This window comes from Bacillus sp. JNUCC-22 (assembly GCF_018861275.1).
In the GTDB taxonomy this organism is placed as follows: domain Bacteria; phylum Bacillota; class Bacilli; order Bacillales; family Bacillaceae; genus Bacillus; species Bacillus velezensis.
The window spans coordinates 2,541,690-2,563,598 of the sequence record NZ_CP076408.1 but is presented as its reverse complement, the minus strand read 5'-3'; the positions used below and the strand labels follow the sequence as shown (position 1 = coordinate 2,563,598).

General features: G+C 43.7%; 20 protein-coding genes and 1 pseudogene. 19 read left to right on the top strand and 2 right to left on the bottom strand.

What is annotated here, in order from left to right:
- Nucleotides 1–81 precede the first annotated feature (81 nt).
- From JNUCC22_RS12335 to JNUCC22_RS12325, 3 genes are all read left to right on the top strand, one after another.
- On the top strand, nucleotides 82–621 hold the full coding sequence (locus JNUCC22_RS12335) for a class I SAM-dependent methyltransferase (RefSeq protein WP_007408228.1): 540 nt from the start codon (nucleotides 82–84) through the stop codon (nucleotides 619–621).
- A gap of 209 nt (nucleotides 622–830) precedes the next feature.
- Nucleotides 831–1,397, top strand: a complete 567-nt coding sequence (locus JNUCC22_RS12330) for a TetR/AcrR family transcriptional regulator (protein WP_003152789.1) — start codon at nucleotides 831–833, stop codon at nucleotides 1,395–1,397.
- Nucleotides 1,398–1,424: 27 nt separating this feature from the next.
- Nucleotides 1,425–4,586 (top strand): bifunctional cytochrome P450/NADPH--P450 reductase, encoded by a 3,162-nt coding sequence (locus JNUCC22_RS12325; RefSeq protein WP_216061765.1) that lies wholly within the window; start codon nucleotides 1,425–1,427, stop codon nucleotides 4,584–4,586.
- A 149-nt stretch (nucleotides 4,587–4,735) separates the two neighbouring features.
- Here JNUCC22_RS12325 and JNUCC22_RS12320 read toward each other — a convergent pair whose 3' ends face one another.
- The gene (locus tag JNUCC22_RS12320) at nucleotides 4,736–5,944 is read right to left on the bottom strand and encodes an MFS transporter (RefSeq protein ID WP_216061764.1); all 1,209 of its coding nucleotides are present in this window, start codon (nucleotides 5,942–5,944) and stop codon (nucleotides 4,736–4,738) included.
- A 123-nt stretch (nucleotides 5,945–6,067) separates the two neighbouring features.
- Between JNUCC22_RS12320 and JNUCC22_RS12315 the strand changes: the two genes are divergently transcribed.
- The 6 genes from JNUCC22_RS12315 (at nucleotide 6,068) to manA (ending at nucleotide 13,721) form a co-directional block, all read left to right on the top strand.
- Nucleotides 6,068–6,952 carry a LysR family transcriptional regulator gene (locus JNUCC22_RS12315; RefSeq protein ID WP_015240269.1) on the top strand — a complete coding sequence of 295 codons (885 nt, stop codon included), beginning with the start codon at nucleotides 6,068–6,070 and terminating at the stop codon, nucleotides 6,950–6,952.
- A 67-nt stretch (nucleotides 6,953–7,019) separates the two neighbouring features.
- Nucleotides 7,020–7,502 (top strand): Cys-tRNA(Pro) deacylase, encoded by a 483-nt coding sequence (gene ybaK, locus JNUCC22_RS12310; protein ID WP_216061763.1) that lies wholly within the window; start codon nucleotides 7,020–7,022, stop codon nucleotides 7,500–7,502.
- A gap of 46 nt (nucleotides 7,503–7,548) precedes the next feature.
- Nucleotides 7,549–8,466 carry an MBL fold metallo-hydrolase gene (locus JNUCC22_RS12305; protein ID WP_216061762.1) on the top strand — a complete coding sequence of 306 codons (918 nt, stop codon included), beginning with the start codon at nucleotides 7,549–7,551 and terminating at the stop codon, nucleotides 8,464–8,466.
- A 229-nt stretch (nucleotides 8,467–8,695) separates the two neighbouring features.
- Entirely contained in the window at nucleotides 8,696–10,648 is a 1,953-nt protein-coding gene (locus tag JNUCC22_RS12300; RefSeq protein WP_216061761.1) for a mannose transport/utilization transcriptional regulator ManR, read from the top strand.
- Nucleotides 10,649–10,800: 152 nt separating this feature from the next.
- Complete coding sequence (locus JNUCC22_RS12295) at nucleotides 10,801–12,759, top strand: fructose-specific PTS transporter subunit EIIC (protein WP_216061760.1); 1,959 nt, start codon at nucleotides 10,801–10,803, stop codon at nucleotides 12,757–12,759.
- A gap of 14 nt (nucleotides 12,760–12,773) precedes the next feature.
- On the top strand, nucleotides 12,774–13,721 hold the full coding sequence (gene manA / locus JNUCC22_RS12290) for a mannose-6-phosphate isomerase, class I (protein ID WP_216061759.1): 948 nt from the start codon (nucleotides 12,774–12,776) through the stop codon (nucleotides 13,719–13,721).
- A 95-nt stretch (nucleotides 13,722–13,816) separates the two neighbouring features.
- Here manA and JNUCC22_RS12285 read toward each other — a convergent pair whose 3' ends face one another.
- Nucleotides 13,817–14,542 carry a MurR/RpiR family transcriptional regulator gene (locus JNUCC22_RS12285; protein ID WP_039063340.1) on the bottom strand — a complete coding sequence of 242 codons (726 nt, stop codon included), beginning with the start codon at nucleotides 14,540–14,542 and terminating at the stop codon, nucleotides 13,817–13,819.
- Nucleotides 14,543–14,778: 236 nt separating this feature from the next.
- On the opposite strand from JNUCC22_RS12285, the gene JNUCC22_RS12280 reads away from it, so the two are divergent.
- From JNUCC22_RS12280 to JNUCC22_RS12235, 10 genes and pseudogenes are all read left to right on the top strand, one after another.
- The gene (locus tag JNUCC22_RS12280; protein ID WP_007408238.1) at nucleotides 14,779–15,591 is read left to right on the top strand and encodes a Cof-type HAD-IIB family hydrolase; all 813 of its coding nucleotides are present in this window, start codon (nucleotides 14,779–14,781) and stop codon (nucleotides 15,589–15,591) included.
- A 32-nt stretch (nucleotides 15,592–15,623) separates the two neighbouring features.
- A complete protein-coding gene (locus JNUCC22_RS12275; RefSeq protein WP_108724805.1) occupies nucleotides 15,624–16,427 on the top strand; it encodes an HAD-IIB family hydrolase in 804 nt (267 codons plus the stop codon).
- A gap of 152 nt (nucleotides 16,428–16,579) precedes the next feature.
- Nucleotides 16,580–16,861, top strand: coding sequence for a DUF2651 family protein (locus JNUCC22_RS12270; RefSeq protein WP_335536255.1), 282 nt, complete (start codon nucleotides 16,580–16,582; stop codon nucleotides 16,859–16,861).
- A gap of 288 nt (nucleotides 16,862–17,149) precedes the next feature.
- Nucleotides 17,150–17,650 (top strand): DinB family protein, encoded by a 501-nt coding sequence (locus JNUCC22_RS12265; RefSeq protein ID WP_007408241.1) that lies wholly within the window; start codon nucleotides 17,150–17,152, stop codon nucleotides 17,648–17,650.
- Between the two features lie 161 nt (nucleotides 17,651–17,811).
- Complete coding sequence (gene satA, locus JNUCC22_RS12260; protein ID WP_032870506.1) at nucleotides 17,812–18,333, top strand: streptothricin N-acetyltransferase SatA; 522 nt, start codon at nucleotides 17,812–17,814, stop codon at nucleotides 18,331–18,333.
- Nucleotides 18,334–18,427: 94 nt separating this feature from the next.
- On the top strand, nucleotides 18,428–18,508 hold the full coding sequence (locus JNUCC22_RS19700) for a tetracycline resistance efflux system leader peptide (RefSeq protein ID WP_106080199.1): 81 nt from the start codon (nucleotides 18,428–18,430) through the stop codon (nucleotides 18,506–18,508).
- Between the two features lie 33 nt (nucleotides 18,509–18,541).
- A complete protein-coding gene (tet, locus tag JNUCC22_RS12250; protein WP_216061758.1) occupies nucleotides 18,542–19,918 on the top strand; it encodes a Tet(L)/Tet(K)/Tet(45) family tetracycline efflux MFS transporter in 1,377 nt (458 codons plus the stop codon).
- Between the two features lie 98 nt (nucleotides 19,919–20,016).
- The gene (locus tag JNUCC22_RS12245; protein WP_216061757.1) at nucleotides 20,017–20,235 is read left to right on the top strand and encodes a hypothetical protein; all 219 of its coding nucleotides are present in this window, start codon (nucleotides 20,017–20,019) and stop codon (nucleotides 20,233–20,235) included.
- A gap of 164 nt (nucleotides 20,236–20,399) precedes the next feature.
- On the top strand, nucleotides 20,400–20,936 hold the full coding sequence (locus JNUCC22_RS12240) for an ATP-binding protein (protein WP_047935973.1): 537 nt from the start codon (nucleotides 20,400–20,402) through the stop codon (nucleotides 20,934–20,936).
- Nucleotides 20,937–21,190: 254 nt separating this feature from the next.
- A pseudogene (locus tag JNUCC22_RS12235) lies at nucleotides 21,191–21,821 on the top strand (isocitrate/isopropylmalate family dehydrogenase); the annotation flags it as partial.
- Nucleotides 21,822–21,909: the final 88 nt, after the last annotated feature.

Genomic DNA, 21,909 nt, shown 5'->3' with positions numbered 1-21,909 from the left:
CTAGTTAGTACCTCATACTAATACGAGGTAATATTATTTCTGAATAATAAATCACAGGAATGGAAAAGCGGGTGTTATACAATGTTGCAACATACATCTTCAGCATTAAAACGAATGCGCGCGAAATACTTTGCTGCATCAGAACCGGCGGAGTCAGTCATTCAGCAAATTTTGATGGACATACAGGAATACGACCGCATTTTGGAAATCGGGACCGGAAACGGCTCAATGTTTAAACAAATCATCGGACAGCTTGAAAAGGGCAGTCTTAAAAGCATAGAAACATCGAAACGTAAAATACGGAAAACACAGCGCGCAAACCGTTCGGTTATAAAAGCCGGGCTCGGAAACATTCAGCAGGGGAGGCCGGAAAGCATACCGTTCCGCGACCGCAGTTTTCATAAAGTCTTCTCATTACATACTGCTGAAACAGTCAGCGATTACCGGACAGCATGTAAAGAAGTGTACCGCGTTCTTCAAATTGACGGGTGTTTCTATATGGTTTTGAAACCTTCGCGGATGAGTGAAAAGGATGTGATTGAGGTGCTCTATGATCAGCATTTCAGAGACATTTCAGTTGTCAGCAGAGATTCATTCCATTTTATTACTGCCATTAAATAGAATATTTCTTGGGAAATAAAAAGAGCTGCTTAAGTCACTGCAGCTCTTTTTGTGAAATTGGGCATATTTCCTTATTTTTGGTTATTTCACATATATTTTATATTAAAAAAAGTTTTTTTCTTATACAATAGTAATCAGATGACCGTACATTTTAAATATTTTGAACAAACGGAATGAATATTCATTCCGCATTTAGAAAGGGGGATGAAATGACAGCTTCAAACAAGGTTGAACTCATTATGAAAGCGTCGCTTACTTTGTTTACAGATAGAGGATTTGACGCCACGACGATTCCGATGATTGCCGCTCAGGCCGATGTTGGAACCGGCACAATTTACCGTTACTTTGACAGTAAAGAGACACTTGTGAACGTACTGTATCAGGAAAGTGCGCAGCGTTTTATGAAAAAAGTCAAAACGGACTTTCAGGGGATATCTGTAAGAGAAGGGTTTCATCACCTGTTTTATTGTCTGATTGATTTTACGAAGGAAAGTGAGTATGCATTGTTTTTTCTTGAAACGAATAAGGACGCCTACTTTCTGAATGAAACGAGCCGTAAGCTTCTTGATGAAATAACACAGATGCTTGACGTCTTTTTTCAGCGCGGCAAGTCTGAAGGTGTGCTCCGCAATCTGCCGTCCAATGTGCTGATGGCGCTGCTGCTCGGGGCATATCTCAAACTCTATCAGCTTATCCGGACGGGAAGCGTCGAAATAACAAAACCGTTTTTGAAAGAATTGGAACAATGTTCTTGGGATGCCATCAGAACTCATTAATTATTCGCCGAAGGAAGGAAGATCGATATGAAACAGCTAAGCGCTATACCGCAGCCGAAAACATACGGGCCTCTGAAAAATCTCCCTCACTTGGAAAAAGAAAAACTGTCACAATCGCTATGGAAAATTGCCGAAGAATACGGCCCGATCTTTCGTTTTGAATTTCCGAGCTCTGTCGGGGTCTTCGTCTCAGGCCGCGAGCTCGCGGCAGAAGTCTGTGATGAAAAGCGATTTGACAAAAATCTCAGCAAAGCTTTGCTGAAGGTCCGTGAGTTTGGCGGTGACGGACTATTTACGAGCTGGACTCACGAAAAGAATTGGCAGAAAGCGCATCGGATTTTATTGCCGAGCTTCAGCCAGAAGGCGATGAAAGGCTATCATTCAATGATGCTGGATATTGCCATGCAGCTCGTGCAGAAGTGGAGCAGATTAAATCCGAATGAAGAAATTGACGTTGCCGAAGATATGACGCGCCTGACGCTGGATACAATCGGCCTGTGCGGATTTCATTACCGCTTTAACAGCTTTTACCGCGACACACAGCATCCTTTTATCACAAGTATGCTTCGTGCGCTGCAGGAGGCAATGCGCCAATCACAAAGACACAGCCTGCAGGACAAGCTGATGATCAAAACGAGACATCAGTTCCAGCAGGATATTGAAGAGATGAATTCGCTTGTAGACCGGATCATCGCTGAGCGGAGGGAAAATCCGGATGAGAATCTGTCTGACCTTTTAGCATTGATGCTTGAAGCGAAAGACCCTGTAACAGGGGAAAGGCTGGATGATGAAAATATCCGTTATCAAATCATTACCTTTTTGATCGCTGGGCATGAAACCACTAGCGGGCTGCTTTCTTTTGCGATATACTGCCTGCTGAAAAATAAAGATAAATTGAAAAAAGCCGTTCAGGAAGCCGAGCGGGTGCTGACGGGAGAGACCCCTGAATATAAGCAGATTCAGCAGCTGACATATATCCGCATGGTGTTAAATGAGACTTTGCGGCTGTATCCGACTGCCCCGGCATTTTCTCTGTACGCGAAGGAAGATACGGTTCTCGGCGGGAAATATCCGATTGCGAAGGGACAGCCGGTGACGATTCTGACTCCTCAGCTGCACCGGGATAAAAGCGCGTGGGGAGAAGATGCCGAGTTATTCCGTCCGGAAAGGTTCAGTGATCCCGCGGCAATTCCGGCTGATGCGTATAAGCCGTTCGGAAACGGACAGCGCGCATGCATCGGGATGCAGTTTGCCCTGCAGGAAGCGACAATGGTGCTCGGCCTTGTCCTGAAACATTTTGAACTGATTGATCATACTGATTATGAGCTTACGATTAAAGAAGCTCTAACCATTAAGCCCGGTGATTTTAAAATCCGTGTGAAAAACAAGGACGTGTCCAATCATCAGCCCGTACAAAACCATAAAGCTGAAGGAAGCGGTCACAAAGAAGAAACGAAAGAAATCCCGTCCCACGGAACGCCGCTTCTCATTCTTTACGGATCAAATTTAGGAACTGCGGAAGGAATCGCGGAAGAGCTGGCTGATATCGGAAGAAGCAAAGGATTTTCAACTGAAACCGGCCCGCTCGATGATTATGCCGGGAAACTGCCTGTAAAAGGCGCGGTCGTTATTGTTACGGCTTCTTATAACGGGGCGCCGCCTGATAATGCGGCGGGTTTTGTGAAATGGATGGAAACCCTTGAAGATCAGGAATTAAAGGGTGTTTCTTACGCCGTCTTCGGCTGCGGAGACCGCAACTGGGCCGCCACTTACCAGAGGATCCCCCGCCTGATAGACAAAGTGCTTGAAGAAAAAGGGGCAAAACGGCTGACCTCTATCGGGGAGGGCGACAATGCCGATGATTTTGAGTACAGTCAGGAAGCCTGGGAAGACTCATTCTGGAAGGACATCATGAAGGCTTTTCATATAGAGGCCGCTCCAAAACAGACAAACAAATCACAGTTATCAATCGAATACGTAAGTGAAGCAGCCGAGACGCCGATTGCCAAAACGTACAAAGCATTTGAGGCGGAGGTCATCACGAACAAAGAGCTTCATACCGAAAGCAGCAAGCGCTCAGTCCGGCATATTGAGCTGCGTCTCCCCGAAACAGAAACGTATCAGGAAGGAGATCATCTCGGGGTGCTTCCGCAAAACAGCGGGGAACTGATCAGCCGTGTCATTCGCCGATTCGGTCTTGATCCGAACCAGCACTTTAAGATCAAGGGCCGGCAGCTGCCTCATCTGCCGATGGACCGGCCGGTTAATGCGCCGGAGCTTTTGGCGTCCTATGTAGAGCTGCAGGAGCCGGCAACGAGAGCCCAGCTTCGCGAACTTGCTGCACATACCGTGTGCCCGCCGCACCAAAAAGAATTGGAGCATCTTTATTCTGATGATACGGCATATAAAGAAAACGTGCTGAAAAAACGAATGACCATGCTGGACCTGCTGGAAGATTATCCTGCATGTGAACTGCCGTTTGAGCGCTTTTTAGAACTTCTGCCGTCCTTAAAGGCGCGCTATTATTCAATCTCAAGCTCACCGAAGGCAACCAGCGGGGAGCTCAGTATCACGGTCGGCGTTGTGACGGCTCCGGCATGGAGCGGCCGTGGGGAATACCGGGGCGTGGCTTCGAACTATTTAGCCGGATTACAAAAAGGCGATTCTGCCGTCTGTTTCATCCGCTCGCCGCAGTCGGGTTTCGCATTGCCTGAAAATCCGAAAACGCCTCTCATTATGGTCGGAGCAGGCACAGGAATTGCGCCGTTCAGGGGATTTATCCAGGCGCGGGCTGCCGAAAAAATGTCCGGTAACAGCCTGGGTGAAGCTCATTTATACTTCGGCTGCCGGCATCCTGAAGAAGACGATCTGTACAAAGATGAATTCGACCATGCGGAGAAAAACGGCCTTGTCACCGTGCATCGGGCGTATTCCAGGTTAGATCAGGACTGTAAAGTATATGTACAGGATGTTCTGCTTCGCGAGGCTGCACAAATTATTGCCCTTCTTGACCAAGGCGGCCATCTCTATATATGCGGTGACGGAAGCAAAATGGCTCCGGCTGTCGAAAATGTACTGCTTCAGGCGTATGAAAAGGTGCATAACACCGATTCAAAAGTTTCCTTGGAGTGGCTTGAACAGCTGCAGGCGGAAGGAAGATATGCGAAAGATGTTTGGGCAGGTATGTAACAGAAGAGTGAGACAACTGAAGAATGTTTTTTAATTGAAGAAAGCCGGCACGATATTTGAAATCTACTGAATCAAAAGGAATAGTTATAGGGAGTATCGTGCCGGCCTTATCTTTAGTATCGGACAAAAGGCACAAATCTTTAATGTTTTTATTGATTTACATGCAGGCGGCTATGTCCCTTTTTTCTGAATTCCGCCAGAAATAAAACCGGATAAGACAGCAATAGCAAAACCGAAATAAATGAAATGATACCGATCCAATGAAAATGCGTCCAAAAGAAACCGCCGCAAGACCCGGCCACGCTTGAACCGATATAGTATGCAAGCAGATATAATGAAGAGGCTTGCGCACGATGATCACCGGCTGCGCGGCCGACCCAGGCGCTTGCGATCGAATGCGCGCCGAAAAAGCCGAAGGTAAAGACGGCAATCCCCGCGATTTTGAGCGCAAGCTGGGGCAAAAGTGTCACCGCTGCGCCGGCAAGCATAACAAAAATCGCAATCTTAATCATTTTCGCGCTTCCGAAAAGATCTGCTTTTTTCCCCATATAGACAGAGCTGAACGTCCCCGCGAGATAGACAATAAAAATAAAACCGATCACAGTCTGCGACAAATGATAAGGAGCCGCCATTAAATGAAAGCCGATATAATTATATAATGTCACAAAACTCCCCATTAATATAAATCCCAGAGATATTAACAAAAGCAGCCGTTTGCGGTGCAGGACCGCTCCGTATTCCTTACATGCCGCTTTTACGCCCGCATGCCGCTCAGACGAATGGCGCGGAGCCGGAAGAAAACGCCAAAACAAATAGCTTAATACAATAGAAAGAATGCCGATGATGGCAAGCGCGGGCCGCCAGCCGAATACATCGGTCAGAAGCCCCGTTAACAGCCTGCCGCTCATTCCCCCGATGCTTGTGCCGCTGATATACAGGCCCATCATTTTCCCGAGGCCCTGCGGATCAAACTCCTCGCCTACATATGTCATAGCGACAGCCGGAACGCCTGCCAGGAAAATACCGAGCAGACCCCTCATCACCAAAAGCGCCGGAAAAGCCGGACTGAACGCTGTTAATAAACCTAAAACAGAAGTAGCTGTTAACGAAAGCACCATTAATTTTTTTCTGCCGAATCTGTCAGACAACGAAGCGGCGGCCAATAATGAAAATGCCAAAACGGCTGTTGAAATGGATAAAGTTAAGCTGGCAGCCGCAGCGGAAATATGAAACTCTTCCGAAAACAAAGGCATAAGCGGCTGTGTCGTGTAAAGCGTGGCGAATGTCACAAAGCCGCTGATAAACAGAGCCAAGCTGGCCTTTCTGTAAGCCTTTGTATGAGGCTGAATAAACGTCATGAATGTCCCTCTTTTCTCACTGTTGGTTATATATGTATCGTACGCTTTTCATTTCAATGTGTCTAATTTATAATAGCTATAGAATTAATGCGTGTAGGTTATGAGAAAGGGGAGAAGGAGAAAATGGAGCTTCATCAAATTGACAACTTCATTGCGGCGGCAGCTCATCAGCATTTCACAAATGCGGCAAAAGAAAGAATGATTTCTCAGCCGGCATTAAGCCGATCGATTATCAGGCTTGAAGAAGAATTAGGCGCGCCGTTATTTTACAGAGAGACAAAAGCCGTCCGGCTGACAAGGCACGGAGAGCAGTTCTTAATAAAAGCAAAACAAGCGAGAAGAGCTTTAAATGAAGGCGTTGAACAAGTGAAAAAGAACATGAGCCTGGAGCACGGCGAAATATCTGTATCATTTCTTCATACGCTCGGGCTGCGCTTAATGCCTCAGCTGATTGCCGAATTTAAAAAGCTATACCCAAACGTGACCTTCCGGCTTTATCAAGGCGCAAATGAAACGCTTCGCAAAATGGTGGAAACGGGAGATGCGGATATCTGTCTCAGCTCCCCGCCGCTTCCCAGCGAGCTTTTACAATGGACAGTGCTGGAGAAAGAGCCTCTTTATGCGGTGCTTCCTGAGAACCACCCGCTTGCAGGAAATAAAAGCATTCAAATGAAAGAGATGCAGGACGAGGATTTTGTGGGTTTTAAACCGGGATACGGGCTGAGGTATATGTTTGATCTGATGTGCCGGGATTTGAATATACACCCGCATCTCGCATTTGAAGGAGAGGAAGTGTCAACCATATTAGGGCTGACCGCCGCGGGTCTGGGGGCTGCAGTGCTGCCGAAAACCGCGGAGCATTCATACTTTCCGGTCGTTTTTCTTCCGGTTGCAGATTACCAATGCGAACGCACCATAGCGTTAGCCCAGCTGAAAAACCATGCTCTCTCTCCCGCTGCTGAGCGTTTTAAACAGTTTGCACTTGAGTATTACAAAGCACGCAACTGAGCGGTCATTTTATTAAAATCAAAGTTGAAAATAAAGCAGAAAGAAATACAGAAAACGGAGGAAAACCATGGCGAAAAAAACAGTGAAAACAAATGCTGTCCGTATCATTGAGCAGCAAAACATTCCCTATGAGCTATTAGGTTACAAAACAGAAGGGGGACAGCCCGCAGACGGTCTTTCCGTTTCACAAAAAATCGGATACGCTGCCGAATATGTTTATAAAACCTTAGTGGCATCTGCAGGAACTGATCATTATTACGTCTTTGTCGTTCCCGTTGCAAAAGAACTGAATCTGAAAAAGGCTGCGAAGGCGGCAGGTGAGAAGAAAATAGAAATGATTGCCATGAAGGACCTTTTGGGAGTGACCGGCTATATACGCGGCGGCTGCTCTCCGATCGGAATGAAAAAAAGGTTTCCGACTTTTATTGATAGATCCGCTGAAACACTGGAGTTTATGATTGTCAGTGCGGGGAAAATCGGAATGCAGCTGAAAGCAGCGCCTCGAGATTTAGCCAAAGCAAGCGGGGCGGTATTTACAGACATTGTATAAATGTCCGGTGAATCTAATGGAATACACGTTTCAAGGGAGAATGATAATGAAAAAAAGATATGAAAACTTGAATGGCGTGAAGAATGAACATGGATTCAGGGACATGTGGAAATGGATGAAAGAACGAAGAGAAAAAAGTAAAGACTTAAGCGAGAATATTCCGAAAGCGGTCACAAGGGATGTCCGTGATGTTGCCGTCAATCGGACGGAAACCGCCATAACATGGATCGGCCATTCTTCATTTCTGATCCAAATACAGGGGCTTAACATAATGACCGACCCTGTATGGGCGCGGAGGATGGGTTTTCAAAAACGGCTGACAGAGCCGGGATATGAATTGAGCGAACTGCCTGACATTGATGCCGTGCTCATCTCACATGGGCATTATGACCATCTTGATTTTCCGAGTATAAAAAAACTGAGAGGAAACCCGGATTTTTACGTGCCTGCGGGATTGAAAAAGCTGTTCATCAAAAAAGGCCGCAAAAAGGTTCATGAAATGAATTGGTGGGATCGTTTTGAGATGCGGGGGGTGAACATATCATTTGTTCCGGCCCAGCACTGGACACGGAGAACGCTTTGGGATACCGATACCTCTCATTGGGGAGGCTGGGTCATAGAAAGCAAAAACGGCGAGTCCATCTATTTTGCAGGAGATACAGGCTATTTTGAAGGCTTTAAAGAAATCGGAGAGAGGTTTCGTATTAAGGCGGCTCTGATGCCGATCGGAGCATACGAACCCGAATGGTTTATGAAAGTGTCACATATCAATCCGGAAGACGCCGTGAAAGCGTTTTTGGAGCTGAAGGCTGACAGCTTCATTCCCATGCATTACGGGGCATTCCGGCTTGCTGATGATACAGGCCCGGAAGCATTAAGCAGACTGCACGGCGAGTGGGATCGGCTTGCATTACCTCCTGAAAACCTGAAAGCATTAGCGCTTGGCGAAACATTTTGGCTGTAACAGCAGGTTTTCGCTGCCGACACCAATCGTTTAAAAACGGTTGGTGTTTTGACGTCAATCAAAGGTGAATTGTCTCTGTATAAAACATGATTTTTCCGGAACCTGCGGTAAAAAACAAAACTTTTTACTCTTTTGTTTCACTATACAATGAAAACGGTTTCGTATGCGCAGTATATTTAACCTATCACAATTGCTCCAGCAGAAACGGACAGGAAGGATAGAAAAACAGATGAAATACATGAATTCAAGGCAGAAAAAGATTTTGTATCTGTTGTTATCTGAACCTGATGACTACTTAGTTGTGCAAGATTTCGCAGACAGGGTCCGCTGTTCTGAAAAAACGATCAGGAATGATTTGAAAACGATTGAAGATTTCCTGAATGAACATGCTCAAGCTCAGCTGATCCGCAAACCGGGATTAGGCGTCTATTTACATATATCTGAACAGGAAAGGTCACGGTTAAGCCGGCACATTTATAATGAGCACTTTACATGCAGGCACAAGACCGATGAAGAAAGAATACTTCACATCGCTTATGATTTATTAATGAATTCAAAGCCCGTTTCCGCAAAAGAAATTGCCGCACAGCATTTTGTAAACAGAGCTTCGATTAAAAAGGATGTAAGTGCGGTTGAAGAGTGGCTGAAGCGATTTGATCTCATACTGGTTTCTAAACAGCGGCTCGGCTTAAAGATTGAAGGGGACGAAAAAAACAAAAGAAAAGCATTGGCGCGAATTTCAGATTTGATTGATAATGCGGAATTTACAAGCCAATTTATAAAAAGTAAGTTTTTAAGTTATGAAGCGGACTTTGTGAGAAAAGAAATCAAGTTATTACAAAAAAACCATTCTATCTATTTTACGGATGAAACATTTGAAAGTTTGCTGCTGCATACATTGCTGACTATCCGCCGTATCAAAATGAAACAGCCGGTCGCCATTTCTGCAAGACAGCTGGACGCGGTAAAAAAGAAGAAAGAATATGAATGGACACTGGCTTGTTTAAAACGGCTTGAGCCGGTATTTGCCATCCGGTTTCCTGAGGAAGAAGCCGTCTATTTAACTTTACATATAATAGGCGGGAAAGTCCGCTATCCATCGCAGCAAGAAAAGAAGCTTGATCTTGAAGATTCTGAGCTTTCCAAAGTCGTCAGGCATTTGATCAATCGTGTTTCAGAACTGAAAATGCTGGATTTTCATAAAGACCAGGAACTGATCAACGGATTGAACATTCATCTCGATCCGGTGTTGAAGCGGCTGAGCTATGATCTCTCTGTTTCAAACCCCATGCTTCACGACATCAAAAAAATGTACCCTTATTTGTTTCATCTTATCATTGACGTTTTAGAAGACATCAATCAAACATTTGATCTTTATATTCCTGAAGAAGAGGCGGCATATTTGACGCTGCATTTTCAGGCAGCGATCGAACGGCTGCGCCGAAGCAGTCATAACCCTAAAAGGACGATCATCGTCTGCCATATGGGCATTGGCATGTCGCAATTGCTGCGGACTAAAATTGAACGCAAATTTCATCACATTACGGTAAAAGACTGTATCGCAAAAGCGGAGCTGACAGAGTATATCAAAAAGCATAAAGATATAGATTTCGTCATTTCTACGATAGGGCTTGGAAATGTAACGATCCCTCATATTGTCGTATCACCGCTTTTGGAGTCTGCTGATGAAAAGAAGCTCAGCGCATTTATGCAACAGCTTGATACATCACATCGCCGGGAGCAAAAAACGTTTAAAATGCTGAACGATACGACTCCGTTTCTCGTTTTTTTACAGCAAGAGACAGAGCACCGTTATCAGGTCATTGAAAAGCTGGCGCAGGCTTTGTATGAAAAAGGCTATGTAGAAAAAGAGTATGGCATTCATGCAATAATGAGAGAAAAAATGTCGGCGACAAATATCGGGGCGGGTATTGCTATCCCTCACGCGAACTCTAAATATATCAAACAATCAGCCATTGCAATCGCCACCTTAAAAGAGCCGATTGAGTGGGGGACGGAAAAGGTGTCGCTCGTTTTTATGCTTGCCGTCAAACACGAAGATCAAAACAAGGTAAAGCAATTATTCAGTGAGTTTTCCTATCTTAGCGAGCAGCCGGCATTTATTCAAAAACTGACGGAAGAAAAAAATGTGATGACGTTTTTATCGTATTTAAACTATTAAAAGCAGGGAATGGCTCCCTGCTTTTTTTCTGTTTATAGGGAAAAATGCCGTTATTTCCGGAACTTATGGTAAAAAAACGCGCTTATCACAGGCTGATTTCAGTATAAAGTTGAGACAAGATCTTGAAATTCAGACTGCAAAGGAGGATTTATATGAAACTGTTAGCGATTACTTCATGTCCGAACGGCATTGCCCATACGTATATGGCTGCTGAAAATTTACAAAAAGCAGCCGGCAGATTAGGCGTTGAGATCAAAGTGGAAACCCAGGGCGGAATCGGGGTGGAAAATAGGCTGACCGAAGAGGAAATCCGGGAAGCAGACGCAATCATTATCGCGGCGGACCGTTCGGTGAACAAAGACCGATTCGCGGGAAAAAAGCTGTTGGCCGTCGGGGTTCAGGAAGGCATCCGCAAACCGGAAGAATTAATTCAAAAAGCGCTTAGCGGTGAAGTGCCGGTCTATCAATCTGCTTCAAAAGCTGAATCCGCAAGTCAGCAGGGCAAAAAACAAAACCCGATTTACCGTCATTTAATGAACGGCGTTTCTTTTATGGTTCCTTTCATTGTCGTCGGCGGATTATTGATAGCGGTTGCATTGACGCTTGGAGGAGAAAAAACACCAAAGGGCTTAGTCATTCCGGACGAGTCTTTTTGGAAAACGATTGAACAGATCGGCAGTGCTTCTTTTTCATTCATGATCCCGATTTTAGCCGGGTACATCGCGTTCAGTATCGCTGATAAGCCGGGTCTTGTCCCCGGAATGATCGGCGGATATATTGCGGCATCCGGCAGCTTTTACGACAGTGCAAGCGGCGCAGGATTCCTCGGAGGAATCATTGCGGGATTTTTGGCGGGATATGCGGCGCTTGGAATCAAAAAATGTAAAGTTCCTAAAGCAATACAGCCGATTATGCCGATCATTATTATTCCGGTGTTTGCCTCACTGATCGTCGGTTTGGCGTTTGTATTTCTGATCGGCGCCCCCGTCGCTCATATTTTCGCATCATTAACAGTTTGGCTTGCGGGAATGAAAGGTTCGAGCTCAATTCTTCTGGCATTGATTTTAGGAGCGATGATCTCCTTTGATATGGGAGGACCCGTAAACAAGGTGGCCTTTCTTTTCGGATCGGCAATGATCGGAGAAGGAAATTATGAAATTATGGGCCCGATTGCCGTTTCCATTTGTATACCGCCGATAGGGCTTGGGATTGCAACGTTTTTAGGTAAAAGAAAATTCGCCGCCGCAGAAAGAGAAATGGGAAAAGCATCATTTACGATGGGCCTTTTCGGTATCACGGAAGGGGCCATTCCATTTGCGGCCCAAGACCCCCTTCGTGTGATCCCGAGTATTATGGCGGGTTCTATGACCGGCTCGGTGATAGCGATGGTCGGCCATGTGGGGGACAGAGTGGCACACGGCGGCCCCATCGTTGCTGTACTTGGAGCAGTAGATCATGTACTGATGTTTTTTATCGCTGTAACAGCAGGCTCTCTTGTCACCGCTCTGTTGGTTAATGTACTGAAGAAAGATATGGCGAAATCCCCCGCGCCCGGCGAGGTGCTGCAGTCTGCCGCACCAAATGAAGCTGCAGCGGCAAAAGAAACAAAGGAACCATCTCAGGCTGACAGCCGAAAAGCCGGGATGACCGAAATCAAAAAACTGACTGACATTATCAGTACGGACTTGATTGAACCGCATTTATCCGGCGAAACGAGGGATGACATTGTCGACGAAATGATCGAGAAAATGTCCCGTAAAGGTATGCTGCTGTCTGACAGCGGATTTAAGCAGGCCATTTTGAGCCGGGAACAGCAGGGAACCACGGCGATAGGTATGAATATCGCCATTCCGCACGGAAAGTCTGAAGCCGTCAAAACGCCGGGTGTCGCATTCGGAATAAGACGCTCGGGTGTTGACTGGAACAGCCTTGATGGTTCTGATGCAAAACTGATTTTTATGATTGCCGTACCGAAGGAAAGCGGCGGAAATCAGCATCTGAAAATATTGCAGATGTTATCCCGAAAACTGATGGATGACAGCTATCGGGAAAGGCTGCTCTCCGTTCAGACAAAAGAAGAGGCGTATGAGCTTCTGGAAGAAATCGAATAAAGCGGGGGATGATCATGTCTACTGAACCGATATTTTTCAATCCGGTTTTCAAAGAAAGAATTTGGGGAGGCGCCGCCCTGCGTGATTTTCACTATAATATTCCGTCCGAGCGGACAGGGGAGTGCTGGGCCTTCGCCGCTCATCAAAATGGACAGAGCACAGTTCGAAACGGCATGTATAAAGGATGTACGCTCGGTGAATTGTGGGAGCATCACAGAGATTTATTCGGAAACCTTGAAGGAGACCGTTTTCCTCTTCTTACAAAAATTTTGGACGCGGACCAAGACCTGTCCGTTCAGGTGCATCCGAATGATGACTTTGCCAAAATGCATGAAAACGGGGAACTTGGAAAAACCGAATGCTGGTATATCATTGATTGTGCAAAAGATGCGGAGATCATTTTCGGCCACAACGCAACAACAAAAGAAGAACTGATATCCATGATTGAGCGCGGAGAATGGGGCGGGCTCCTGAACAGAGTTAAGGTAAAGCCGGGAGATTTCTTCTTTGTCCCAAGCGGCACCGTTCACGCGATTGGAAAGGGCACACTTATTTTAGAGACGCAGCAAAATTCAGATACGACTTACAGATTGTATGATTACGGAAGAAAAGATGCGGACGGCAGGCTGCGCGAGCTCCATTTGGAAAAAAGTATAGAAGTGATAGACGTTCCATCTGTCCGTGAACGGCCGACCGTTCAATATAAACAAACAGATGATCTGCTGGCAGCTGTTTTAATAGAATGTCCTTATTTTTCAGTCGAAAAGTGGGTTGTAAAAGGTGAAGCAAATCTATTCCAGCATCATCCCTTCCTTCTTGTCAGCGTGATCGAAGGAGACGGAATAATGAGTGCAGGCGGACATGAATATCCCTTTAGAAAAGGAGATCATATTCTCCTGCCTTCCGGTTTGGGAGAATATAAACTGGCAGGCCATGCAAATTGTATTGTGTCTCATCTGTGATCCTCAAAACCCTTCTCTAGCATCAGAGAAGGGTTTTTTATTATTTTTACAAAAAGGACGGAATTTCCAGTGTATCAGTGTTTTCGTTCCTGAATTTATTCTCTCAATTTGTATATCTCCCGAGCCATTGATTCAAGTATGTACATAGCGGGGATTTGGGTGGTGACATTCGCATTTTCAACCCATTCTTCCGTCACGTAATATGAAATATTCACATCGGACATTTTGGCAATGGTTGAATGTTTATGATTTGTAATACTGATGACCTGGCTGCCTTCTTGTTTCAGCTGATTCAGATGAGTCACCGTAGAATCTCCTTCACCTGAAACCGATAATGCGATTGTTATGCTGTTATGGCGGAAATGGGAATGGGCCGGAAAGTAAGGATCTTTAATATACATTGAAAGTTTCCCTAAGCACGAAAAATATCTGGCTCCGTATTCGGCGAGAATTCCTGAACTTCCCACTCCGATAAAAATAACGCTTTCTGCATCGGCCGCAAGGGCTGCTGCTTCCTTCAGCTTTTCTTCCATCCCTCCGCTTACTGTTCTTTCAAAAAACTCGGCAACGGAATGATGGGGACTCTTTAAAATCGTTTTTTTATTTGCCTCCGTATACATTTTCAGCTTCACCTTAAACTCCGAAAACCCTTCACAGTTTATTTTTTTGCAGAAACGTAAAATAGAAGCCGTAGATACATGGGTTTCATTTGCCAATTCACGGATTCGCATATAGACGACTTTCTCGCTGTTTTGGGAGATGTAGTTGTATAAAGAAGTTTCAAGCTCGTTAAATGAAGCAATCATTTCGTGTGTGAACATGCAGGGGGATTCTCCTTTTTATGAGAATGGTGAATGTACATCTAATCGTAACATATCATTTTTAAAAGAAACATAGTGTTATATTTATGTGACAAATCACTTTTTGTGTCATTCAAAACAAGACGTCAGCCAATGATTTACGGCGCAAAACAACTGCGGATATAATTCGTTCATACGCTTTATGCATGATCTCTTCAAGGGTCTCTGACAAAAGCGGCCGAAAAAAGGAGGACAATATGAGTATCAAACTGATAGCGGTTGATATGGACGGAACGTTTTTGAATGATGAAATGGCATATAATAAAGAGCGTTTTATGAATCAGTATCGTGAATTAAAATCGCGGGGGATTAAATTTGCCGTAGCAAGCGGAAACCAATATGCGCAGCTTACATCCTTCTTTCCGGAAATCAAAAGTGAAATCGCTTTCGTTGCTGAGAATGGCGCTTTCGTCGTGAATGCCGGAGAAGAATTATTCGCGGGTAGCATGTCTGAAAACACTATAAAAGCAGTGATCCTTGCTTTAGAGCAGTATGAGGTGAAAAACGTCATTGTCTGCGGAAAAAAAAGCGCGTATATTCATGAAAAGGCCGGTGAAGATGAATATCTGCATGCCAGTAAGTATTATTATGTGTTAAAAAGGGTGCCGCATTTTGAAAACATCGATGATGACATTTTAAAATTTTCCATCAGCTTTCCCGCCGAACATTGTTCCGCACTTCTGAGCCATTTGAAAAACGCCATCGGGTCTTTCGTCACGCCTGTATCAAGCGGGCACGGTGACATAGATCTGATCATACCGGGGCTTCATAAAGCAAGCGGGATTAAGCTTCTCCAGAAACAATGGGGGATGGGTGATGAAGAGTGTGCGGCCTTCGGAGACAGCGGCAATGATCTGGAGATGGTGTCCGCCGTGAAATACGGGGTCGCCATGGATAATGCGCAGGAAAGCATTAAACAGGCTGCCGCGCATATCACGCAATCAAACAATGAAGAAGGGGTCTTAAATGCGATTGATTCCATCCTCAAATGTGAAAAACCCTTTGTCTGAAAAAGACGTTTTAACTGCGGAGGTGCTGAACGATGATTAAATTAGTGATTACGGATTTAGACGGTACATTTTTAAATAATCAAGGCGATTTTGACAGAACGTTATTTGAAAAGACAAAACGAGTAATGGAGGAACAGCATGTCGCTTTCGCCATCTGCACCGGGAAACAGTGTGAAAGGGTGGAAGCCTTATTCGGAGAAGACGCGAAAGATTTTTGGATTTTAGGAGACAGTGCCGCACGTATGAAAAAGAGCGGCAAGTTCGTATATGAATCTTTGATCAGCAATAAAGCCGGACTGTCAATTATAGGCGCTTTAGAAAAAATCAGCTGCGGGCACACCATTATCGCATGCACAAAAAAAGGCGCGATCGTAAAAGAAAATCTGTCTGAAAGTGAAATGAAATATGTAAATGCCTCTTATGCACATGTAACGAAAATAACTGATTTTACTGAGATAAAAGACGATTTTATCAAGATTACGGTTCATGACCCCGACGCCAACTGTCCGGAAACGAGAGAAAAGCTGCATGAATTTTTTCACCAATTATATATCGTAGCATCAGAGGATACCTGGATGGACATATCAAATATCGGAATACATAAAGGATCAACAGTACAAGAACTGCAGCGATTATTAGGGGTTTCGGCTGATGAAACAATGGCGTTCGGAGACGGCCGCAATGACAAAGAATTGATGGAAGCGGCATCCTACAGCTTTGCGGTTAAGAATGCCATTGACGAAATAAAAGATGCGGCGCACTTTGTCATCAAATCAAATGAGGAAAGCAGCGTCATGCACACGATTATGAGAATATTAGCGCTGCAAAAACAATGATGGGCTAAAATCAATGCGGCATGACTTACTAGGGATAGAAAAAGCGGGCTATCCTCAGACTTTAATTCACTCCTGATTTTCCTAAAGTATGTTAAAAATGAATAAATATCTATATTTGACTCGATGGTATTGGTATAATATGTATAAAATGAATGAAGCGGTGTAATATCAAGATGAAAAAAATCACTTCATATCAGACAAAAAGTAGGAACTGCCTCGTTTTGAAATTGGGAGGTGTTTGTATTAGCCCGCTGTTGAGCCCCGCGTATATCATTCTTATTTTTCTTCCGGCAGCTTCTTTTCTGTTAGGGATTTTAGGATATTTCATTTTCAAAAAAGTATGGATGATGGTTGCTATTGTATTCATTTTGTCCTTGATATTTATGTTTATTGTAATAGGTGCCGAGCCGACATTTTTCATTTGGTGGCTATGATGACGGGGAGCTGTTTTGTCTCCGGTTCAATCACTAAGACGATATGGACTTTTGCAAAGAGAAAATATTAGACAGAAGAATCCTGTTTGAACAGCTATCCTTTTTTTGTCGATTGAAGAAAAAGAAGTATAGAGGTATCCGTTATGTTCTTATATTTTGTCTGTTGTTGTCAGTTCGGGCTTTCTGTTAAAAATGTCTGTCTATCGTTTTGTTCTTTTTTAACTAAACGGAGCACTATAATTGAACTGCAGATACATAGAAAAACAAAAAAGGATAAGGAGGATTTTTATGTTTCAAACTTTAGACCATTTTTTGAAATCTTGGGAATTCGAAGCCGATGCGACACAAAAACTGCTGAATCATCTGACTGATGAATCACTTAAACAAGAAATCACTTCAGAACATTGGACTTTAGGCCGTATTGCTTGGCATACTGTCGCTGCCATTCACATCATTACCTCAAACACAGATTTAACGTTTCACGCTCCGGCCGAAGATTATCCTGTTCCTGCATCGGCGCGGTTTATTGCTGAGAGTTATCATCAAGCCAGTAATGCATTTGTACAGGCGTTAAAAACGCAATGGACTGACGATACACTTCAAGAATGTGTCAACTTTATTGGTCAGCAATTGCCAAATGGTTCACTTTTGATGTTTTTAATTCAACATCAAAACCATCATCGAGGACAAATGACTGTCCTTATGAGACAAGCAGGTTTACCTGTTCCGGGTATTTACGGTCCGGCAAAAGAGGAATGGATTAAATTCGGTTTGGAAGCTCCGAAATAGGATATTGTTGTAAGGGCTCGAATGAATAGATGATACCAATCGATGTTGGTATCTTTTTTGTTTTAGTCTTAGAGTGATTAAACCGGTATCCATGACATGCAGACGAATCAACAGTTCAATAGATGTAAATTAAGGTCAATAAATGCAGAAAGGTGATTATGATGATAACTAAAATGACGCGATTCAATATGAAAGACTTCAATAAACCAAACGAACCTTTCGTAGTTTCAGGGAGAATCATCCCTTCATTTGAGGACAATGTTTGGACATATACAGAGGAGAAATTTGCTGAGCCTTATGTCAAAAAATATGACGATGAAGACATTGATGTCAGTTATATTGAAGAAGAGGATAAAGTTGTCTTTTTTTATTACGCAGAGAACGACTGTGTCGGCCGGAGTAAGCTTCGTTCTAATTGGAATGGATACGCACTGATTGAAGACATTGCCGTTGCAAAAGATTATAGAAAAAATGGTGTCGGGACGGCTTTATTGCATAAAGTGATTGAGTGGGCAAAGGAGAATCATTTATGCGGTCTTATGCTTGAAACACAAGATATTAATGTTTCAGCTTGTCATTTTTATGCCAAAAATAACTTTGTCATAGGAGCGGTCGATACAATGCTTTATTCCAATTTTTCAACAGCAAATGAAATTGCGGTTTTTTGGTACTGTAAATTTTAAATATAACAGTATTTGATGTTTCGTCATTTGCGGGTGTGTGTCGCAAAGCATTCAAAACATCGGCTTGAGGATTTATAATAAGGTATATCAATCAATGCAGGGGGAGTTATGTATGAAGTGCAAAAAAATGAACAGGGTCCAATTAAAAGAGGGAAGCGTATCAATGGCCCTATAAACTGCGTCTGCCCTCATTAATGGAGGGAAATTTGTGAATACGCCTTATTCACAGTCAGCTTTACGGCACAACCAAGTGTTCATTTGGCTTTGTGTTCTGTCATTTTTCAGCGCATTAAATGAAATGGTTTTGAACGTATCATTACCTGATATCGCCAACGATTTTCATAAACTGCCAGCGAGTGCAAACTGGGTGAACACGGCCTTTATGTTAACCTTTTCCATCGGAACTGCTCTGTATGGAAAGTTATCAGATCAGCTGGGGATCAAAAAGCTGCTCCTATTTGGAATTATGGTAAATGGCTTCGGGTCGATCATTGGATTTGTCGGACACTCTGTCTTTCCTGTACTCATTCTGGCCCGATTTATTCAAGGGGCTGGTGCAGCCGCATTCCCGGCTCTTGTGATGGTTGCAGTAGTACGCTATATTCCGAAAGAAAACAGGGGTAAAGCATTTGGTCTGATCGGGTCGCTGGTGGCAATGGGGGAAGGTGCCGGACCAGCTATTGGCGGAATGATCGCTCATTATATTCACTGGTCATATTTGCTGCTTATTCCGACAGCAACAGTTATCACCGTTCCATTCCTGATGAAACTGCTGGAAAAGGAAGAAAGAATCAGCGGGCGCTTTGATATGGCGGGGATTATATTAATGTCTGCAGGCATCGTATTTTTTCTGCTGTTTACAACGTCATATAGAATGTCTTTTCTGATCATCAGTATTCTAGCTTTCCTGATATTTGTGAAACATATTAGGAAAACTCAAGATCCCTTTGTTGACCCTGCACTGGGGAAAAATGTCTTGTTTATGATGGGCGCCCTTTGCGGAGGCCTGATATTCGGCACTGCAGCAGGATTTGTGTCTATGGTTCCTTATATGATGAAAGATGTTCACCATTTAAGTACTGCGGCAATTGGAAGCGGGATTATGTTTCCCGGGACGATGAGCGTCATCATCTTCGGTTACATTGGAGGATGGCTTGTTGATCGGAAAGGTTCTTTATATGTGCTGACCATTGGGATTGTATTGATGTCTTCCAGCTTTTTAATCGCTGCCTTTTTCATAGATGCGGCACCTTGGCTCATGACCGTTATCATCGTTTTTGTTTTTGGGGGGCTCTCCTTCACAAAAACGGTTATATCTACAATTGTGTCTGGCAGTTTGAAACAAAAGGAAGCCGGCGCCGGAATGAGTCTGCTTAATTTTACGAGCTTTTTATCAGAGGGAACAGGCATTGCAATTGCAGGCGGTTTATTATCGATCCGCTTGCTGGATCAAAGGCTGCTGCCTGTTAATGCTGATCATTCCGCTTATTTGTACAGTAATATGCTCATTCTTTTTGCAGGAATCATCGTTATGAGCTGGCTGGTAAACATGAATGTCTATAAACGTTCGCAAAGAAATGACTAAAAAGGGAAAAGGATCAAACTTGATAAAAGTTTTGATCCTTTTTTTGAGGAGCTTCCTTATTCCGAAACCTTTTTTCGATCAACGAAAGGGGAGTTAAAGTGAATTACATTTATAAGAAAAAGGAAAAGAAAAATGGAAATTGTATCATTTCAATCAGAGATAAATGGGAGAATGCACTTATTGAGTTTGAACAAAAAAATAATCAAATTGAGATCATGATCAATTATCGTAACGAGAAAACAACCAAGTTTTCACTGCCAATCGGGACTTTTGAGAAAGTGTTTGAGGATATTAAAATAGGCCGGAGAGAAAGTTAATCATTCTGTTTGAAAATGACCATGAAGTTCGTAAGCAGTATGGTTTTAACACGCATCTGGATTCCCCTGGCAAAGTAAAGGTTTTTGGGGATTTATGTTAAAATAATAGTAAGAACTTTGTGCAGCGGACAGGGAGTTTCGTTGCTTTATAAGGAGGGGGAACGATGAAAAATAATATTCACATACTGGGAGCCTCCGGAGTCGGAACTTCAACATTGGGTGTTGCATTATCAAAGCATTTGCCTCATACGCATCTTGATACTGATGATTACTATTGGACAGATAAATTCACTAAAAAAAGAGAAATTCCTGAAAGAAGAAAGTTGCTTGAAAAAGACTTGACAATAAATGAGAAATGGATTCTTTCTGGCGCAGTGTGCGGCTGGGGCGATGATTTAAAAAGTTATTTTGACCTTGTCATCTTCTTATGGATTCCGCAGGATATACGGCTCGAGAGATTAAGGCATAGGGAATTTCAGCGTTATGGAAACGAAGTGTTAGCCGGCGGCAGTAAATATGAACAATCAAAAACATTTTTAGAGTGGGCTTCTTTATATGATCATGCCGGAATGGAAGTTAGAAGCAAAGCTTTACACGAACATTGGATGGCAGATTTATCTTGTCCATTGTTAAAAATTGAAGGAGATTACTCAGTCAATGAAAGAGTTGATCGTGTCTTGGATTATCTGAATTCAAACTAACGGATGGAGATAACTGCAAAATCCAAAAGTCAAAGACGGTTCCGGCCATTTTAACGGAGCTGTTTTTTTATACCGCTTTCAGTTTCTCTGTTGTGAAGTGATTTATTTTCGGCAGTATCCCACAATAGAGAAGTGATTTGTTCTTCGTGAGGAAGTTTTTGGTTAAGTTGCAAGAAACGGAACTCCAATGAATAGATACACCCTGAAACCTGTCCAGCCAGCGTTTAAGCTGGTTACCATTGAGTGAAAAGCAATTGCCGCCGGCAAAGACAATACCTGGAATGAAAAGTATTGCAGGGAAAGCTAATTTGGTCATTTACCGTGAAAATACGGAAGGCTTTTACGCTGGCCGAAATATGTATGGCAGGTAACCCCGGAAGTGGCTGTATTGACTGGAGTTTTCACTAAAAAGGCGATTATACGTATTGCGCATGCAGCCTTTCAAAGTGCGATGGAACGCCGTAAGAAGGTTACATGGCTCGGGACTCTTTTTGAATACGTGCCGAGAAGTGGCGGAACAATACCCTGAAGTGGATGATTATCATATCGATGCAATGACGGTACATTTAGTTCGTCGGCAGCTTGGGGCTTGCACTGTCAATTAATACAAATGGGAAAGCAGGCAATGGCCCAGGCTGCTCAAGGTTCGGCACCTGACATTGCAGGGAAAATATTGCGAATCCTATCGGTATTATACTTTCAACTGCTATGTTGTTTGAATGGCTCAGTACACAGTATCGTGATAAAAAGCTGAAAGAAGCAGCGGAATTAATAGAAAACTCACTTCGGGAAACCGTGAAGGCAGGAATCAAAATGGGAGATCTTAGCGGTCAATCATCAACGTCCGACTTTGCAGAAGCAATTGCAGAAAGGATCGGACGTTAAGGCGGAAAATAAGAGGTGAGAAGCAGATCATCAAAACGCAATAGGACACCTCAATTTAGATTTTCAGTAAGAACGGCTCTGCTCATTA

What these genes read in the sequence shown, in the direction of transcription:
- JNUCC22_RS12335 (WP_007408228.1), top strand. Translation starts at nt 82, where the DNA reads ATGTTGCAACATACATCTTCAGCATTAAAACGAATGCGCGCGAAATAC.
- JNUCC22_RS12330 (WP_003152789.1), top strand. Translation starts at nt 831, where the DNA reads ATGACAGCTTCAAACAAGGTTGAACTCATTATGAAAGCGTCGCTTACT.
- JNUCC22_RS12325 (WP_216061765.1), top strand. Translation starts at nt 1,425, where the DNA reads ATGAAACAGCTAAGCGCTATACCGCAGCCGAAAACATACGGGCCTCTG.
- JNUCC22_RS12320 (WP_216061764.1), bottom strand. Translation starts at nt 5,944, where the DNA reads ATGACGTTTATTCAGCCTCATACAAAGGCTTACAGAAAGGCCAGCTTG.
- JNUCC22_RS12315 (WP_015240269.1), top strand. Translation starts at nt 6,068, where the DNA reads ATGGAGCTTCATCAAATTGACAACTTCATTGCGGCGGCAGCTCATCAG.
- ybaK (WP_216061763.1), top strand. Translation starts at nt 7,020, where the DNA reads ATGGCGAAAAAAACAGTGAAAACAAATGCTGTCCGTATCATTGAGCAG.
- JNUCC22_RS12305 (WP_216061762.1), top strand. Translation starts at nt 7,549, where the DNA reads ATGAAAAAAAGATATGAAAACTTGAATGGCGTGAAGAATGAACATGGA.
- JNUCC22_RS12300 (WP_216061761.1), top strand. Translation starts at nt 8,696, where the DNA reads ATGAAATACATGAATTCAAGGCAGAAAAAGATTTTGTATCTGTTGTTA.
- JNUCC22_RS12295 (WP_216061760.1), top strand. Translation starts at nt 10,801, where the DNA reads ATGAAACTGTTAGCGATTACTTCATGTCCGAACGGCATTGCCCATACG.
- manA (WP_216061759.1), top strand. Translation starts at nt 12,774, where the DNA reads ATGTCTACTGAACCGATATTTTTCAATCCGGTTTTCAAAGAAAGAATT.
- JNUCC22_RS12285 (WP_039063340.1), bottom strand. Translation starts at nt 14,542, where the DNA reads ATGTTCACACACGAAATGATTGCTTCATTTAACGAGCTTGAAACTTCT.
- JNUCC22_RS12280 (WP_007408238.1), top strand. Translation starts at nt 14,779, where the DNA reads ATGAGTATCAAACTGATAGCGGTTGATATGGACGGAACGTTTTTGAAT.
- JNUCC22_RS12275 (WP_108724805.1), top strand. Translation starts at nt 15,624, where the DNA reads ATGATTAAATTAGTGATTACGGATTTAGACGGTACATTTTTAAATAAT.
- JNUCC22_RS12270 (WP_335536255.1), top strand. Translation starts at nt 16,580, where the DNA reads ATGAAGCGGTGTAATATCAAGATGAAAAAAATCACTTCATATCAGACA.
- JNUCC22_RS12265 (WP_007408241.1), top strand. Translation starts at nt 17,150, where the DNA reads ATGTTTCAAACTTTAGACCATTTTTTGAAATCTTGGGAATTCGAAGCC.
- satA (WP_032870506.1), top strand. Translation starts at nt 17,812, where the DNA reads ATGATAACTAAAATGACGCGATTCAATATGAAAGACTTCAATAAACCA.
- JNUCC22_RS19700 (WP_106080199.1), top strand. Translation starts at nt 18,428, where the DNA reads ATGCAGGGGGAGTTATGTATGAAGTGCAAAAAAATGAACAGGGTCCAA.
- JNUCC22_RS12240 (WP_047935973.1), top strand. Translation starts at nt 20,400, where the DNA reads ATGAAAAATAATATTCACATACTGGGAGCCTCCGGAGTCGGAACTTCA.